Here is a 15785-nt window from a genome sequence, read left to right as displayed (position 1 = left end):
TTAACGAGCGCTCAGCTTGTTACCGTGCCGATCATGCGTGCTGCCTTTGCCTCCCGTTTCGACGACGCCGATCCGCTCGCCGCGCTCACCGTCGGCGAGCGGCCCGAGCCGACCCCTCCGGCCGACGACTGGGTGACCGTGCAGTTGCGGGCCACCTCGCTCAACCACCACGACATCTGGTCGCTGCGTGGGGTGGGTCTCACCGAGGCCCAGCTGCCGATGATCCTCGGCTGCGACGCGGTCGGCCTGGACCCGGAGGGGCGCCTGGTGGTCGTCTACCCGGTGGTCGTCACTCCGGGTGACCCGCGCGGGGTCTCCATCCTCTCCGAGCACTTTGCCGGGACGCTCGCCGAGCGGGTGGCCGTGCCACGATCGAACCTGATCCCGCTGCCCGACGGCATGGCGGCGACCGACGCGGCGTGCCTGCCCACGGCCTGGTTGACCGCGTGGCGGATGCTGACCACCAAGGGCCGCGTCGCGGACGCCGACAGCGTGCTGGTCCAGGGCGCGGGCGGTGGCGTGGCCACCGCGGCCGTCGCGCTCGCCGTCGCGATGGGCAAGCGGGTGTACGCGACCAGCCGCGACGCCGTCAAGCGGGACCGGATCTCCGCCCTCGGCGCCATCGCCGTGGAGCCCGGTGCCCGGCTGCCGGAACGGGTCGACGTGGTGATCGAGACGGTCGGCGCGGCCACCTTCGACCACTCGCTGAAGTCGGCCGCGCCGATGGCCCGGATCGTGGTCTCCGGCGCGACCGCCGGGCACGAGCCGTCGGTCAACCTGCGCCGGGTCTTCGCGATGCAGCTGGAGATCCTGGGTACCTCGATGGGCACGCCCGGCGAGCTGTACGAGCTGCTGGCGTTCTGCTCTGACAACGAGGTGCGCCCGGTGGTGGACAGCGTCATCCCGTTCAGCCGGGTCGAGGACGCCTTCGCCCGACTGCACTCCGGCGACGCCTTCGGCAAGGTCGTCATCGACCACACCGCCTGACGGGCCTCGCACGCCGCCCCGCCCTGCGTCGGGCCCGCCCTGCGTCGGGCCCGCCCTGCGTCGCGCCCCGCCGCAAGATCGCACAACATCATGGAAATAGTGGCCTCCGCGTCGCGGGAGGCCACTATTTCCTGGTTACTGCGCGATCTTGCGGGCCTGCTGGTCTGCCGGCGGGCGGTCCTGCGGGGCGGGCGCGGTCGGCCAGGTCGGCGTGGGCGGGCCTCAGAGGTGGTCGTCGAAGGTGGCGATGTCGCCGCGCGTCGCGTCGGTGGAGATGCGCTTCTTGGCGTCCGGGTCGCCGTAGAGCGACCAGCGTAGGAACTCGACAGACGTGTCCGAGACGACCCGCAGCGTCGCGCCGTCGCCGAGCAGCGCCCGCCCGTGGTCGCCCTTGGGCAGGCTCAGCATCGCCTTGGGCCAGGGCACCTTGTCGTACGCGGCCTTGCCCGCCGCGTACTCGACCACCTCGTCCAACTCACCGTGCACGAACAACTGCGGGGCGGCCGCACCGGCGAACGCGGTACCCACGCCGAGCGCCGTGCCCGCGAACACCACACCCGCGTCCAGCCGCTCGTCCCGGCTCGCGGTGAACAGGCCGATGGTGGTCACCCCGCCCGCCGAGTGCCCGGCCGCCGCCACCCGCTCGCCGTCCAACCGGCCGCGCAACGCGTCGCCGGCCTTGCCGTCCAACGCCAACACCTGATCCAACGCGTACGACACGTCGGCCGGCTGGTTGAGCACGTCGAGCACGTTGTTGTCGGCGCCTCGGGAGGTGTGCGGGAACGTCGGTGCGGCCACCACGAAACCCGCCGCCGCCCAGCGGGTCAGCAGCGTGGCGTAGTCGTCCGGCCGCCCACCCAGGCCGTGACTGAACATCACCACCGGGAACCGGCCCGCCGCCGCCGTCGCCGACCGCTTGGCCGCGCCGCCGGACTGCCCGGCCGCCGGGTACCAGAGCGTCGTCGGCAGCGCGCGGCCGTCCCGGTTCAGCTTCAGTTGGCGTACGCCGACCGCGAAGGCACGCTGCGGTGCCTTTCCGGCCGGAACCTGCGGTGTTGGCGTGGCGGCGGCCGGTGGTTCGACGGGCGCCTGCTGGCCCTCGGTCTTCCTGGCGTCCGCCGAGCAGCCGACCAGACCGGCCATGAGCACGGCGCTGGCCAGCAGGGCGGGGGTGACGCGACGTGGCATGACTCCGATTGTGCCTTGCCCCGCTGACGTGCCCGGCGGACTTCGACGCGGTGTGCCCGTCGACTCACCCAGCGCTGCGCGGTGGCGCGACCGCCAGCGCCGCCGCCGGGCGGGGCGTCCAGCAGCCGGCGGGCAGCGGGTGCGTCGGCCGGGTCAGTGGGCCGGGCGGGACTCGTAACGGGTCAGGGTGGGGGAGCGGGCGTCGGCGGGGAGGCGGTCGCCGGCGGCCCGGTCGCCGTAGAGGGTCCAGCGCAGGAAGTCGGTGGTGGTGGCGAGGACCGGGGCGAAGCCCGCGTGGCCCGGCGTGAGGTACGCGCCGTGGTCCTGGCCGAGCAGGCTGAGGAACGCGGCCGGCCCGGGGGTACGCGCGTACGCGGCCCGTCCGACCGTCACCGGCACCACCGGGTCGGCCGTGCCGTGCACGAAGAGCACCGGCGCGGCCGGCCCGGCGAAGCTGCCCGGCAACCCGCCGCCGGCGATCACGATCCCGGCGCGCAGCCGGGCCGGGTGGCCCTCGCTGAACATGCCGGTGGTGGTGAAGCCGCCCGCCGAGTGCCCGGCGGCGGCGACCGAGGTCAGGTCGAGGTGCCCGGCGAGGGGATCGGCGCGGTTCCGGTCGAGGCCGCCCAGGTAGCGGATCAGTCGCCAGGCGTCGGCCGGCTGGTGGCGTACGTCGGCCCGGGTGAAGTGCGCGGCACCCTGCCGGGTGTGCGGGTACGCGGGTGCGGCCACCACGAAACCGGCCGCCGCCCAGCGGGTGGTCAGGGCGGCGTGCAGCTCGGGCAGGCTGCCCAGCCCGTGGCTGTAGACCACCACCGGGAACCGCCCGGCCGCCACCTGACCGGTCGACGCCGGATACCAGATCGTCACCGGCAGGGGGCGCGCCGAGCGCGAATCGAGGGTGAGCGTACGCACGCCGACGGCGTACGACCCCTCGGGCGCCCGGCGCGCCGACACCGGCCCGGTGGCCCCGCCGGCCACGGCCGTGGCCGGCGCACAACCGGCCAGCAGCGCTGTCACCAGTACGGCCATCAGCCGGCCCGCCCCCATCGTTCCACGGTAGGTGCCCGGGCGGGCGTAGCGGCCCCGCCGTCCGGCTCGGGTGCTCCCGCCACCCGGTCGGGGCACCTCGGCCGGCCGGGTCCACCCCTGGGATGCCGTGGGCCGGGGACGGTGCCGCGTGACCAGCTTCGCTAGGGTCACCGACATGCCTGAGAACTACACGGACCCCAGCGGCAACACCGAGGCGTTCCGCGCCTTCAACCAGACGACGGAGGCCGCGGCGCCGACGGAGGCCCCGTCCCGCCTGCCGCTCATCATCGGTGCGGCAGTGGTCGTCGTGGTGCTGGTGGCACTCGTCGCCTGGTTGGCGACCGGCTGATCGAGTCGCCTGGCTGGCGGTTGGCTGAACGGATCTAGCGATTCGCGCGCACCCTCGGGCCTCCCGGGGGTGCGCGCGCCGCAGTGGCGTCAGGTCGCCCCGACCACGTCCCGGGTCTGCCGGGCGATCTCCCGCTCCTCGTCGGTGCGGATGACGCAGACGCTCACCTCGGCACCATCTGGCGAGATCAACCGGTCGCCCTCGCCGTCGTTGCGGGCGTCGTCCACGGTGATGCCGAGCCGGCCGAGGCCGGCCAGCACGGCAGTCCGCACCGGCGCGGCGTGCTCGCCGACCCCGGCGGTGAAGGTGATCGCGTCGACCCGGCCGAGCAGCGCGTAGTACGCCCCGACGTACTCGGTGATGCGCCGGCAGTACACGTCGAAGGCCAGCGCCGCCGCCCGGTCACCTGCCGCTCGGCGTTCGAGCACCTCGCGCATGTCGTTGACGCCGGTCAGCCCGAGCAGGCCACTGCGGTGGTTGAGCAGGTCGTCGATGTCGTCCACCGACAGCCCGCCCTCCCGGCGCAGGTGGAAGATGACTGTCGGGTCCACGTCGCCGCTGCGGGTGCCCATCACCAGCCCCTGCAACGGGGACATGCCCATCGAGGTGGCGACGCTGCGACCGTTCTCCACCGCACAGGCGCTGGCCCCGTTGCCCAGGTGCAGGGTGATCGTGTTGACCTGCTCGTAGGGGCGGCCCAGCAACTCGGCGGTGCGCCGGGACACGTACGCGTGCGAGGTGCCGTGGAAGCCGTACCGGCGGATGTCGTACCGCTCGGCGGTTTCCCGGTCGATCGCGTACGTCGCGGCGGCCTCCGGCAGGGTGTGGTGGAACGCGGTGTCGAAGACGGCGACCTGCGGGACGTCCGGCAGCGCCGCGCGGGCCACCTCGATGCCGGCCAGGTTGGCCGGGTTGTGCAGCGGGGCGAGCGGCACCAGGTCCTTGATCGCGGCCAGTACCGCGTCGTCGACCAGCACCGGCGCGCTGAACGTCCGGCCACCGTGCACCACCCGGTGCCCGACCGCCGCCAGCCCGGTCAGGTCCAGCCCGTCCAGGATCTGCCGGACCGCGTCGGCGTGGTCCGCCGGGCCGCCACCGGGCTCACCGATCCGCTCGACGGTGCCGTGGTCGAGCGCCCGGTCACCGTCGTAGCGCCGCCACTTCACCGATGACGACCCGCAGTTGAGCACCAGCACCCGACTCACGACGCCTCCTCGGTGGCCGCCTGGATGGCGGTGATCGCCACCGTGTTGACGATGTCCGGCACTCCGGCGCCCCGGGACAGGTCGTTCACCGGTCGGCGCAGGCCCTGCATGACCGGGCCGACTGCGACCGCCCCGGCGGAACGCTGCACCGCCTTGTACGTGTTGTTGCCGGTGTTCAGGTCCGGGAAGATGAAGACCGTGGCGTGGCCGGCGACCGGGCTGCCCGGCAGCTTCGTCGCCGCCACCGCCGGGTCGATCGCCGCGTCGTACTGGATGGGCCCCTCGACCAGCAGGTCGGGCCGGCGCTCCCGGACCAGCGCGGTGGCCGCGGCGACCTTCTCCACGTCCGCGCCGGCCCCCGAGCTGCCGGTGGAGTACGACAGCATGGCCACCCGGGGTTCGATGCCGAACCGGGCGGCGGTGTCGGCCGACGAGATCGCGATGTCGGCGAGCTGGGCCGCGTCCGGGTCGCGGTTGACCGCGCAGTCGCCGTAGACCAGCACCCGGTCGGCGAGCAGCATGAAGAAGACGCTGGAGGCCACCGAGACGTCCGGCAGCGTACGGATGATCTCGAACGCCGGTCGGATGGTCGCGGCGGTGGTGTGCGTCGCGCCGGAGACCATGCCGTCGGCGCGGCCGGTGGCCACCATCAGGGTGCCGAAGTAGTTCGGCTGCGTCACGATGTCGTGCGCCAACTCGGCGGTGACGCCACGGTGGGCGCGCAGCCGGGCGTACTCGGCGGCGAAGTCGTCGCGCCACCCGCTGGTGACCGGGTCGACCACGTGCGCGTCGCCGAGGTCGATGCCCAGTTCGCGGGTGCGCCGGGCGATGTCGTCCGGCCGGCCGAGCACCGTCAGCTCGGCCACCCCGCGGCGCAGCAGGATCTCCGCCGCGCGCAGGATCCGCTCGTCGGTGCCCTCCGGCAGCACGAGGTGCCGGGGCTTCGAGCGGGCCCGGTCGATCAGCTCGTTCTCGAACATCAGTGGGGTGACCCGCGCCGACCGGCTGACCCGCAGCCGACGAGCCAGGTCGTCGGTGTCCACACAGCGTTCGAACGCGCCGAGCGCGGCCTCCACCTTGCGGGGATTGGCCACGCTGGGCCGACCCTCGATGCGACTGGACGCGGCCACCGTGTCGTAGCTGTCGCTGCCTACGGAGAGCACCGCCAGCCCGGTGTTGAGCCCGTCCACCAGCCGCATGACCCTGGGGTCGGGCTGCTCGCCGAGGGTGAGCACCAGCCCGGCCACCGACACCTGCCCGGCCACGTGCGCGGCGCTCGCGGCGACGAGCAGGTCGGCCCGGTCCCCAGGTGTGATCACCAGGGCGCCCTCGGTCAGGTGACCCAGCAGGGTCGGCACGTGCGCCGCGCCGACCACGAAGTCCAGCACGTCGCGACCGAGCGCGGCGTCGTCCCCGGCAAGCAGGGTGGCGCCGAGCGCCGCCGCCACCTCGGCCACCGTCGGCGCCGACACGCTCGGCACCTCCGGGATGGCGTACGCGGGCACCGGCAGGTCGGGCAGCGTCATCGGCTCGGTCACCCGGTTGGCGATCACCGCGAGCACTGTCGCGCCCAGGTCGGCCAGATCGTGGTACGCCCCCCGCACGGCCGACGCGACCGCCGCGGGCTCCTGCCCGAAGCCGTCCACCACCGGCACCACCACGCTGCCGAACTCGGTGGCCAGCCGGGCGTTGAAGGCCAGCTCCCGGGGGCGGGCCGGATCGCCCGGGTCGTCGAAGTCGCTGCCCACCACGACCACCGCCGGGCACTGCCGCTCCACCGCCCGGTAGCGCTCGACGATGGCGGAGATCAGCTGCTCCCGTCGGCCGTCGGCGACAAGCGCCGCGGCCACGGCGTAGCTCGCCCCAGCCAACTCGGACAGCGGCACCTCGACCCGGTACCGCTCGCTGAGCAGGGCGAGGATCGGGTCCTGGCCGCTGTCGGCCACCAGCGGCCGGAACACGCCGATCCGTCCGACCTGGCGGGACAGCAACTCCGCCAGCCCGAGGGCAATCGTCGACTTGCCCCCACCGGACCCCACGCTGGTGAGGTAAACACTCCGAGCCACGTTCCCACCCCCTGCCCGTTGATCAAGAAGTTTGCGTCAGCTCCGGTCCCCATCGTGACCGAAACTTCTTGATCACCGGGTACGGAACGGGGTTAGGCGTCTTCGTCGTCGGGGTCGTCCAGGCGGGCCAGGTAGGTTGCCAGGCGTTCGATGGGGGTTTCGAAGTCGGGGTTGAGGTCCACGAAGTCGCGTAGGCGCTCGCCCAGCCACTCGAGCGTGACCTGCTCTTCGCCCCGGCGCTCGACCAGCTCTTCGATGCCGCGGTCGGTGAAGTACATGGGTACGTCCTTGTGCTCGGCCCGGCTCGGGCCGGGCGGGTGGGTGGGTGGACCGGCGGGACCTACGAGAGCCGGGGCAGGACCGTGGTGAAACGGTTCTGCCCCGGCTCCGTGCTCAGGTCAGGTCACGGGCGGGGGAGAGCCGCCTCGATCAGCGCGTTCTGCTCGACCTCGTGGGTCTTGGCCGAGCCGACCGCCGGGGCGGCCGCCGCCGGGCGGGAGATCCGCCGCAGCCGCACGTCCGTGAGGTGCTCCAGCAGGTTGAGCGCGACGAACGACCAGCCACCCTGGTTGGCCGGCTCCTCCTGCACCCAGGCGAAGTCCTCCGCGTTCGGGAACTGCGCGAGCGCAGCCCGGATCTCCTCCACCGGCAGCGGGTACAGCTGCTCGAGCCGGAGGATCGCGGTGTCGGTGACGCCGCGCTCCTGCCGGGCCTGGAACAGGTCGTAGTAGACCTTGCCGGAGCAGAGCAGCACCCGCTTCACCGCCTCCGGTGCCGGGGCGGCCGTGTCGCGCAGCACCGGCTGGAAGGTGCCGGTGGTGAAGTCCTCCACCGACGAGACGCAGAGCTTGTGCCGCAGCAGCGACTTCGGCGTGAACACCACAAGCGGCTTGCGCTTGGGCGACAGGGCCTGGCGGCGCAGCAGGTGGAAGTAGTTCGCCGGGGTGGTCGGGATGGACACCCGCATGTTGTCCTCGGCGCACATCTGCAGGAACCGCTCCGGCCGGCCGGAGGTGTGGTCCGGGCCCTGACCCTCGTGGCCGTGCGGCAGCAGCAGGGTGATGGCGGAGCGCTGGCCCCACTTCACCTCACCGGACGAGATGAACTCGTCGATCACCGACTGGGCGCCGTTGACGAAGTCGCCGAACTGGGCCTCCCAGGCGACGAGGGCGTTGATGTTCTCCACCGAGTAGCCGTACTCGAAGCCCATCGCCGCGTACTCGCTGAGCAGCGAGTCGTGCACGAAGAACCGGGAGCGCTCGCCGTCACTGGTGAGCGACTTCAGCGGCAGGTAGTCGTCGCCGGTGCGGGAGTCGACCACCGAGGCGTGCCGCTGCACGAACGTGCCGCGACGCGAGTCCTGGCCGGCGAGCCGGACGGTGACCCCGTCGTGCAGCAGCGCCCCGAGCGCGATGATCTCGCCGAAGCCCCAGTCGATGTTGCCCTCGACGGACATCTTGGCCCGCCGGTCCAGCAGTTGCTGGATCCGCTTGTGTGGGGTGAAGCCCTCCGGCAGGTTGATGTGCGCCTCGCCGATGGCCTTGACCACGGACGCGTCGGTGGCGGTGTCGACCTGCGGCTCCGGCTCCTCCTCGCGGCGCGGCCGGTTGAGCTGGCGCGGTGCCGAGGCGGCGTCCCGGGTGGCCTTGAAGACCTTCTCCAACTGCGCCTGGTAGTCGCGCAGCAGCTCCTCCGCGTCCTCCACGGTGATGTCACCGCGACCGATCAGCTCCTCGGTGTAGAGCTTGCGGACCGAGCGCTTCGAGTCAATGATCTTGTACATCTGGGGGTTGGACATCGACGGGTCGTCGCCCTCGTTGTGCCCGCGCCGGCGGTAGCAGACCATGTCGATCACGACGTCCTTGTTGAACGTCTGCCGGTACTCGAACGCCAGCCGGGCCACCCGGACCACGGCCTCCGGGTCATCGCCGTTCACGTGGAAGATCGGCGCCTGGATCATCCGGGCCACATCGGTGCTGTAGAGGCTGGACCGGCTGTACTCCGGGGCGGTGGTGAAACCGACCTGGTTGTTGACCACCACGTGCACGGTGCCGCCGGTGCGGTAGCCGCGCAGCTGCGACAGGTTGAGCGTCTCGGCCACCACGCCCTGCCCGGCGAAGGCGGCGTCACCGTGCACCGCCAGCGGCAGCACGGTGTAGCCCTCCAGCTTGAGGTCGATCCGGTCCTGCTTGGCCCGGACGATGCCCTCCAGCACCGGGTCGACGGCCTCCAGGTGCGACGGGTTGGCCACCACCGACACCTTGACCGCGTGCTCGCCGTCCGGAGTGGTGAACTTGCCGTTCTGACCCAGGTGGTACTTCACGTCGCCGGAACCCTGCGTCGAGCGCGGGTCCAGGTGACCCTCGAACTCCGAGAAGATCTTCTCGTACGGCTTGCCGACGATGTTGGCCAGCACGTTGAGCCGGCCCCGGTGGGCCATGCCGATGACGACCTCGTCCAGCCCGTTCTCGGCGGAGGACTCCAGCACCTCACCGAGCAGCGGGATCAGCGACTCGCCGCCCTCCAGCGAGAAGCGCTTCTGGCCGACGTACTTCGTCTGGAGGAAGGTCTCGAACGCCTCTGCCGCGTTGAGCCGGTTGAGCACGTGCTTCTGCTCGTCGGCGGACGGCTTCTCGTACTTGCGCTCGATCCGTTCCTGGACCCAGCGCCGCTCCTCCGGGTCCTGGATGTGCATGTACTCGATGCCGACCCGGCGGCAGTACGAGTCGCGCAGCACGCCGAGGATCTCGCGCAGCTTCATCCGCTGCCGGCCGGCGAAGCCGTTGACCGGGAACTCGCGGTCCAGGTCCCACAGGGTGAGCCCGTGCTGGAGGACGTCCAGGTCGGGGTGCTTGCGGATCTTGAATTCCAGCGGGTCGGTGTCGGCCATCAGGTGACCGCGCACCCGGTACGCGTGGATCAGCTCGTGCACCCGGGCGGTCTTGTTGATCTGACCCTCGGAGTTGACCGCGACGTCGCGCATCCAGCGCACCGGCTCGTACGGGATGCGCAGCGCGGTGAAGATCTGGTCGTAGAAGCCGTGCTCGCCCAGGATCAGCTCGTGCATCACCTTGAGGAACTCGCCGGACTGCGCGCCCTGGATGATCCGGTGGTCGTACGTGCTGGTCAGCGTGATGATCTTGCTGACCGCCAGCTCGGCCAGGGTGGCCTCGGACATCCCCTGGTAGGGGGCCGGGTACTCCATCGCGCCGACGCCGATGATCGCGCTCTGCCCCTGCATGAGCCGCGGCATCGAGTGCACGGTGCCGATGCCGCCCGGGTTGGTCAGCGAGATCGTGGTGCCGGAGTAGTCCTCCATGGTCAGCTCGTTGCGCCGCGCCCGTCGGACCACGTCCTCGTACGCCTGCCAGAACTGCCGGAAGTCCATCTGCTCGCAGCCCTTGATGGAGGGGACCACCAGGTTGCGGGTGCCGTCCGGCTTGGCCAGGTCGATCGCGATGCCGAGGTTGACGTGTGCCGGGCGGACCACCGCCGGCTTGCCGTTGGCCTCGGTGAACGAGTTGTTCATCTCGGGGTGCTGGACCAGCGCGCGCACCATCGCGTAGCCGACCAGGTGGGTGAAGCTGACCTTGCCGCCCCGCCCGCGGGCGAGGTGGTTGTTGATCACGATGCGGTTGTCCACAAGCAGCTTGGCCGGGACCGCGCGCACGCTTGTCGCGGTGGGCACGCTCAGCGAGGCGTCCATGTTCTGGACGATCTTCGCGGCGACGCCCCGCAACGGCGTGGTCTGCGCGCCGTCGGCGCTCGGCGCGGCGGCCTTGGCGGCCGGCTTGGCCGGGGCGGCCTTCTCCGGTGTGGCCTTGGGCGCGGCCGGAGGGGCGGGCTTGGCCGGCGCGGGCTGGGCGGCAGCGGGCTTGCTCGCGGTCGCCGGCTTGGCCGGGGCGCTCGGCTGGGCGACCGTGGCGGCTGCCTCCGGCTGGCCGTCCGGCTCGGGAGCGGCGGCCGGCTTGCCCGACGATTCGGCACCGCGCGGGGTGCCCGCGCCCGGTGCCGGACGGTAGTCGGCGAAGAAGTCGTGCCAGGCCGAATCGACGCTCGATGGGTCGGCGAGGTAGCGCTGGTACATCTCCTCGACGATCCACTCATTCGGGCCGAAACCCGCCAGTGGGTTCTCCTGCGAAGTCTGCTGGGTCGACACGGCCGGTAATCGCCTCTTTCACGCGGGTTTGTGTGGCACGCGGTGTGTCCGTCGCGCCCGATTAGGAGCACGGACTGGACGGCTCCCAGGCTACGCCGTACGGATCCCGCAGGCATTTCCGCCTCGGTCCCGTGGCCGGTTTCACAGAAGATGCCAGAAGTTCAGCAACGCCTGCGCGCCCTGTCGACGACTGCTACGGCAGACAACTGCTAGGGGAGGGGACTGCTACGGGATCCGGGGTGGCGGCCGTGCCGCCGCCACCCCGGGACCGTCAGGAGATGTCGCGTCGACGCATCAGCAGGGTGCCGATCACGCCGGTCACCACCGCGTACCCGATGAGCACGGCGGCGCCGGCCCAGCGAGGCGGGTTGCCGGGGATGACCGCCCCGGTGACCATCAGCGACGAGGCCAGCGACGGCACCAGCAGTTGCAGGTTGTTGATCCAGTCACCCCAGCGCTCGGCCAGGATGCTGATCACCACGATGGCGCCGATCGAGCCGCCCAGGTAGAGCAGGATGCCGGTCACGGTGGCGCCGATCTGGCTGCGGATCAGCACGCCGATGCCGACGCCGAACACCGCCCAGAGCAGGTACGCGAGCAGGTTCAACCCGATGGCCCGCCAGGCCGCGTCGTTGCCCAGTTGCGAGTCCATCCCGATCGCGCTCAGCACCGCCGAACCGGCGACCAGGTTGAACGCGGTGGTCACCAGCCAGAACAGCAGTGCCAGCACGCCGGCCGCGACCAGCTTGGCGCTCATCACGGCGGTGCGGTGCGGGTTGGTGAGGAACGTGGTGGTCACCGTCTGGTGGAAGAACTCGCTGGTCACCACGATGATGCCGAGCAGCATCACGATCAGCAGACCGAAGAACTGCCCGGTGGTGAACAGGTTCGCCGACAGGGCGTCCGGGTGGGCCGCTGCCGCAAAGGTGTCGGCCTGGTCGGGCGGCACGTCGCCGAGGTTGCCGCTGGTCAGGGTGTCGGCCTGCAACCAGTTGATGAGCAGGGTGAGCGCCCAGAGCGGCAGGCTGATCAGCGCGAAGATCCACCAGGTGTTCGTGGTACGGATCTTGAGTAGCTCGGATCGGACCAGGTTCATCGGATGCCCGCCTTTCCGGCCGTCAGCTCCAGGAAGACCCGTTCCAGATCGGGCCGTTCGGTGGTCAGTTCGTGCAGCTCCACCCCGGCCGCGAGGGCGGACCGGCCGATCGTCGGGGCGTCCACCCCGCCGACCAGCAGCACGCCGTGCTCGTCGGTCTCGATCGTCGCCGACTGCGCCTTCAGGGCGGCGGTCAGCGCCTCGGCCTGCGGGGTGCGGACCCGGACCCGGGCGCCCTGCGCCATCGACCCGAGCACCTGCTCGACCGGACCCTGCCGGACCAGCTGCCCGGCCGCGATGATCACCACGTCGTCGGCGAGCAGCTGCATCTCCGACAGCAGGTGGCTGGAGACCAGCACCGTACGGCCCTCGTGGGCGAGGTTCTTGAGGAACCCACGCATCCACCGGATGCCCTCCGGGTCCAGCCCGTTGGCCGGCTCGTCGAGGATCAGCACCCGGGGGTCACCGAGCATCGCGGCGGCGATGCCGAGCCGCTGCTTCATGCCCAGCGAGTAACCCTTGAACTTGCGCTTCGCCGCCGGGCTCAGCCCGACCAGGGCCAGCGCCTCGTCGGCCCGCTGCTTGGGCAGCCCAGCCGCCGCGCAGATCACCCGGAGGTGGTTGATGCCGGTGCGGCCCTTGTGCGCGCTGGACGCCTCCAGCACCGCGCCGACCTGCCGCAGCGGGTCGGCGAGGTCGGCGTACCGCTGACCGCTGATGGTGGCCGTGCCGGCGGTCGGCGTGACCAGGTTCAGCAGCATGCGCAGCGTGGTGGTCTTGCCGGCGCCGTTCGGGCCGAGGAAGCCGGTCACCCGTCCCGGCGCCACGGTGAAGGACAGGTTGTTCACCGCCCGGACGCTCTTGTACTGCTTCGTCAGACCGGACACCACGATCTGACCGTCGCTGGTGGGGCTTCGCTGCCCGTCAGTCATCGTTCTCCTCCCGTGTGTGGCGTCGAGGTACGCCGTGGCACAGCGTGACGGCCCGTGGCAACAAGGTCAATCAGGCGCGATCGGTACGTTCGCCTCCGTCGCGGGGTGGAGGCGTGTCATCCCTGCGGACGACGGCCGTGCTCAGCGGGCGATCCAGGTTGCCCGGGCCGCACCGAGCAACGCGCCGTCCGGGCCGTACAGGCTGGTGTGCACGAGCGCCTTGCGCCCATCGACGCGCAGCAACGCCCCGGTCACCACGCACTCGTCGCCCGGCTCGGGCAGCGCCGCGACCACTGCGGCGATGCGGCCCAGCAGGTACGGGCGGCCCGGCGCGAGCACCGCCCAACCGCCGGGGCAGTCCAGCGCCGCCCAGACCGTGGCCCCGCTGACCCGCTCGGGTGCGTGGAACGGCGCGGCGGTCCGGCCATCCGGCAGCCGGCCGGGGAAGATCCGCAGCCCGTCGGCCCGCTGCGGCCCGCAGACGTAACAACTGGGGAACGGATGCTCGACCAGGCCGGGGTAGCGGGCCGCGGCGGCCACCGCCGTCTCCAGGTCCACCGGGGGTACGACGGCCTCGACCACGCCGGCCGGGCGCACCTCGGCCACCAGCTCGCCGGTCGGGTCCCGGACCTCGCCGTCGACCACTGTCAGCTCGGTCTCCAGCGGTGGCGGCCGGCGCAGCGTCACCTCGACCGGCCCACCGCCGCCTGCCCCGGCCGCGAAGATCCCCGCGCTCCAGCCGCCGTTGCCCGAGCCGGCGGGCCCGTTGTAGCGGGACTCGATGCGCATCGTCGACCTCCGATGGTGCGTGTCGGCGCCTTCGCCGGCCTGCCCAGGCAGCCTCGCACGGTCTGCACCGGGCGTCGCTAGCGGTCTCGCCTGCCGGCGTTCATCCGATCGACACCGGTGGTCCCCGTGAATGGCAACCCGGGCACCTACACAGATCCCATGGCCGTTCTGCATGCCGCTGGCACACCCCTGAAGACCAGCGGATACACCCTGCTGATCGCCGACGACCCCACCCAGGTCGCGGCCGCGCAACGCCTGCGCCACGAGGTGTTCGCCACCGAACTCGGCGCCACCCTCCTACCCGGCGCGGCCGGGTTGGACGTGGACCCCTTCGACGCGTACTGCGACCACCTGATCGTCCGCGAGGACAGCACCGGCGAGGTGGTCGGCACGTACCGGCTGCTGCCGCCGGGGCGTACCACTCGGCGCTACGCCGAGGACGAGTTCGACCTGAGCCCGCTCGACCCCCTCCGGGGCGACCTGGTCGAGGCGGGTCGGTCCTGCGTGCACCCGGACCACCGCACCGGCGCGGTGATCAACCTGATGTGGGCGGGCATCATCCGGTACCTGCACCTGCGCGGCTCCCGCTGGCTCGGCGGCTGCGCGTCGGTGCCGGTGGCCGACGCCGGGCGGACGGTCGCCGAGGTGTGGACCCAGGCCCAGGCCCGGCACCTGTCGCCGCCGCCGCTGCGGGTCAGCCCGTTGCGGCCCTGGTTCGCCGAGGCTGCCGCCGCCGGCCCGGTCGCCGCTGCCCCGGCCGGGCGGGTCGCGGTGCCGCCGCTGCTGCGGGGCTACCTCCGGCTCGGCGCGTGGATCTGCGGCGAGCCGTCGTACGACAGCGACTTCGGGTGCGCGGACTTCTACGTCCTCTTCTCGCTGGACCGGATGAACCCGCGCTACCTGCGGCACTTCCTGGGCGGAGAGCAGCGGTGACCGCCGTGCCGCGCGACCTGTGGCGGCCCTCCTCGGGCTGCGACGACGACTGCCTGCCGGCGGCCGGCGAGGTGCCGACGGTGCCGGTGGCCCGCCGGGTGCTCCGGTTGGTCGCCGCGCTCGGCATGCTGCTGACCGGGATCGCCGTGGTGCTGCTGCTGCCCGTGCTCCCCACCCGGGAACGGCAGGCGCTTGTCGGCGGCTGGGCACGGGGCACCGCCCGCGCCTTCGGCGTCCGCCTCGTGGTCAAGGGTCGGCTGCCCCGGCGGCGCGCGCTGCTGGTCGCCAACCACGTCTCCTGGCTGGACATCCTCGCGGTGCTGGCGGTCGCGCCCACCCGGATGGTGGCCAAGCGGGAGATCCGCTCCTGGCCGGTGGTCGGTCTGCTGGCCGCGGTGGCGGGCACGGTCTTCGTGGACCGTTCCCGGCCGCTGGAGCTGCCGAGGACCGTCGGGCGGGTCGCCGACGCGCTGCGCGCCGGGCGGTCGGTAGCGGTCTTTCCGGAGGGTACGACGTGGTGCGCCGGGAACGGCGCCACCGACTGCCGCCCCGGCGGTGGTTTCCGGCCCGCGACGTTCCAGGCGGCCATCGACACGGGCAGCCCGGTGGTGCCGCTGCGACTCACCTATCGCTGCGAGGCCACCGGGTCGACCACCACGGCAGCCGCCTTCCTCGGCGCGGACACCCTGCTGCGCTCGGTGGCACGGGTGGTCACGGCACGGGAGTTGGTGGTCTCGGTGACGATCGCCGGCGCGCTGCACCCGGCCCGTGACGCCGATCGGCGGTTGCTGGCCCGGGCCGCCGAGTCGGCCGTACACCTGTTGCCGACGGCGAGCGCCGTGGCGCGGACCCGGCTGCGGCCGGTGCCGACGGTGACCCCAGCCGTTCCCCTGCGGACGCCGGTTGCCGATCGGGGGCTGGACCTGGCGGCCTGAGGGGAGCGACGCCGACCGCCGAGCCGGCGACCAACTCGCGACCTGTCTTGTGGTGTCGCGATGTATCGCGTTACATTCTCCTCCTGATCGGCGTGCCTCCCGCGCGTCGTCGAG

At 72.2% G+C, this 15785-nt stretch carries 13 protein-coding genes; 4 read left to right on the top strand and 9 right to left on the bottom strand.

The features are described from left to right. The first annotated feature begins 24 nt into the window (after nucleotides 1-24). Entirely contained in the window at nucleotides 25-987 is a 963-nt protein-coding gene (locus tag ACFYL6_RS07565; protein ID WP_387168820.1) for a zinc-binding dehydrogenase, read from the top strand. Between the two features lie 222 nt (nucleotides 988-1209). On the opposite strand, the gene ACFYL6_RS07560 is transcribed toward ACFYL6_RS07565, so the two are convergent. Together ACFYL6_RS07560 and ACFYL6_RS07555 are read right to left on the bottom strand one after the other, a co-directional pair. Beyond that, entirely contained in the window at nucleotides 1210-2175 is a 966-nt protein-coding gene (locus tag ACFYL6_RS07560) for an alpha/beta hydrolase family protein (RefSeq protein WP_387168817.1), read from the bottom strand. A 153-nt stretch (nucleotides 2176-2328) separates the two neighbouring features. Beyond that, nucleotides 2329-3225: an alpha/beta hydrolase family protein gene (locus ACFYL6_RS07555; protein ID WP_387168814.1), complete on the bottom strand. Its 897-nt coding sequence runs from the start codon at nucleotides 3223-3225 to the stop codon at nucleotides 2329-2331. 157 nt (nucleotides 3226-3382) lie between these two features. Here ACFYL6_RS07555 and ACFYL6_RS07550 point away from each other — a divergent pair, with 157 nt between their 5' ends. Then, the gene (locus tag ACFYL6_RS07550; RefSeq protein ID WP_387168811.1) at nucleotides 3383-3556 is read left to right on the top strand and encodes a hypothetical protein; all 174 of its coding nucleotides are present in this window, start codon (nucleotides 3383-3385) and stop codon (nucleotides 3554-3556) included. 89 nt (nucleotides 3557-3645) lie between these two features. Here the strand turns inward: ACFYL6_RS07550 and ACFYL6_RS07545 are convergent, their stop codons facing one another. From ACFYL6_RS07545 to ACFYL6_RS07515, 7 genes are all read right to left on the bottom strand, one after another. Continuing rightward, the gene (locus ACFYL6_RS07545; protein WP_387168809.1) at nucleotides 3646-4761 is read right to left on the bottom strand and encodes an acetate/propionate family kinase; all 1116 of its coding nucleotides are present in this window, start codon (nucleotides 4759-4761) and stop codon (nucleotides 3646-3648) included. Beyond that, nucleotides 4758-6827, bottom strand: a complete 2070-nt coding sequence (gene pta / locus ACFYL6_RS07540) for a phosphate acetyltransferase (protein ID WP_387168806.1) — start codon at nucleotides 6825-6827, stop codon at nucleotides 4758-4760. Before pta ends, ACFYL6_RS07545 begins: the two co-directional genes overlap by 4 nt. Before the next feature lie 92 nt (nucleotides 6828-6919). After that, a complete protein-coding gene (locus ACFYL6_RS07535) occupies nucleotides 6920-7105 on the bottom strand; it encodes a DUF6104 family protein (protein ID WP_030490374.1) in 186 nt (61 codons plus the stop codon). Nucleotides 7106-7230: 125 nt separating this feature from the next. Further along, nucleotides 7231-10986, bottom strand: a complete 3756-nt coding sequence (locus ACFYL6_RS07530; protein WP_387168803.1) for a multifunctional oxoglutarate decarboxylase/oxoglutarate dehydrogenase thiamine pyrophosphate-binding subunit/dihydrolipoyllysine-residue succinyltransferase subunit — start codon at nucleotides 10984-10986, stop codon at nucleotides 7231-7233. Between the two features lie 271 nt (nucleotides 10987-11257). Further along, entirely contained in the window at nucleotides 11258-12082 is an 825-nt protein-coding gene (locus ACFYL6_RS07525) for an ABC transporter permease (RefSeq protein WP_387168800.1), read from the bottom strand. Continuing rightward, nucleotides 12079-13014, bottom strand: coding sequence for an ATP-binding cassette domain-containing protein (locus ACFYL6_RS07520; RefSeq protein ID WP_387168797.1), 936 nt, complete (start codon nucleotides 13012-13014; stop codon nucleotides 12079-12081). The genes ACFYL6_RS07525 and ACFYL6_RS07520 overlap by 4 nt, the downstream gene beginning before the upstream one ends. A 141-nt stretch (nucleotides 13015-13155) precedes the next feature. After that, nucleotides 13156-13803: a hypothetical protein gene (locus ACFYL6_RS07515; RefSeq protein ID WP_387168794.1), complete on the bottom strand. Its 648-nt coding sequence runs from the start codon at nucleotides 13801-13803 to the stop codon at nucleotides 13156-13158. A 159-nt stretch (nucleotides 13804-13962) separates the two neighbouring features. Here ACFYL6_RS07515 and ACFYL6_RS07510 point away from each other — a divergent pair, with 159 nt between their 5' ends. Then, on the top strand, nucleotides 13963-14736 hold the full coding sequence (locus ACFYL6_RS07510; protein WP_387168791.1) for a GNAT family N-acetyltransferase: 774 nt from the start codon (nucleotides 13963-13965) through the stop codon (nucleotides 14734-14736). Continuing rightward, nucleotides 14733-15671 (top strand): lysophospholipid acyltransferase family protein, encoded by a 939-nt coding sequence (locus ACFYL6_RS07505; RefSeq protein ID WP_387168788.1) that lies wholly within the window; start codon nucleotides 14733-14735, stop codon nucleotides 15669-15671. Before ACFYL6_RS07510 ends, ACFYL6_RS07505 begins: the two co-directional genes overlap by 4 nt. Nucleotides 15672-15785 lie beyond the last annotated feature (114 nt).

Origin of the sequence: Micromonospora sp. NPDC007208 (assembly GCF_042869175.1) — a bacterium.
GTDB classification, from domain to species: Bacteria; Actinomycetota; Actinomycetes; order Mycobacteriales; family Micromonosporaceae; genus Micromonospora; species Micromonospora foliorum.
Note: the sequence above shows the minus strand (reverse complement) of the source record. Positions and strands in the feature narration are given on the sequence as shown.

What these genes read in the sequence shown, in the direction of transcription:
- ACFYL6_RS07525 (WP_387168800.1), bottom strand. Translation starts at nt 12,082, where the DNA reads ATGAACCTGGTCCGATCCGAGCTACTCAAGATCCGTACCACGAACACC.
- ACFYL6_RS07515 (WP_387168794.1), bottom strand. Translation starts at nt 13,803, where the DNA reads ATGCGCATCGAGTCCCGCTACAACGGGCCCGCCGGCTCGGGCAACGGC.
- ACFYL6_RS07520 (WP_387168797.1), bottom strand. Translation starts at nt 13,014, where the DNA reads ATGACTGACGGGCAGCGAAGCCCCACCAGCGACGGTCAGATCGTGGTG.
- ACFYL6_RS07555 (WP_387168814.1), bottom strand. Translation starts at nt 3,225, where the DNA reads ATGGGGGCGGGCCGGCTGATGGCCGTACTGGTGACAGCGCTGCTGGCC.
- ACFYL6_RS07510 (WP_387168791.1), top strand. Translation starts at nt 13,963, where the DNA reads ATGGCCGTTCTGCATGCCGCTGGCACACCCCTGAAGACCAGCGGATAC.
- ACFYL6_RS07560 (WP_387168817.1), bottom strand. Translation starts at nt 2,175, where the DNA reads ATGCCACGTCGCGTCACCCCCGCCCTGCTGGCCAGCGCCGTGCTCATG.
- ACFYL6_RS07550 (WP_387168811.1), top strand. Translation starts at nt 3,383, where the DNA reads ATGCCTGAGAACTACACGGACCCCAGCGGCAACACCGAGGCGTTCCGC.
- ACFYL6_RS07535 (WP_030490374.1), bottom strand. Translation starts at nt 7,105, where the DNA reads ATGTACTTCACCGACCGCGGCATCGAAGAGCTGGTCGAGCGCCGGGGC.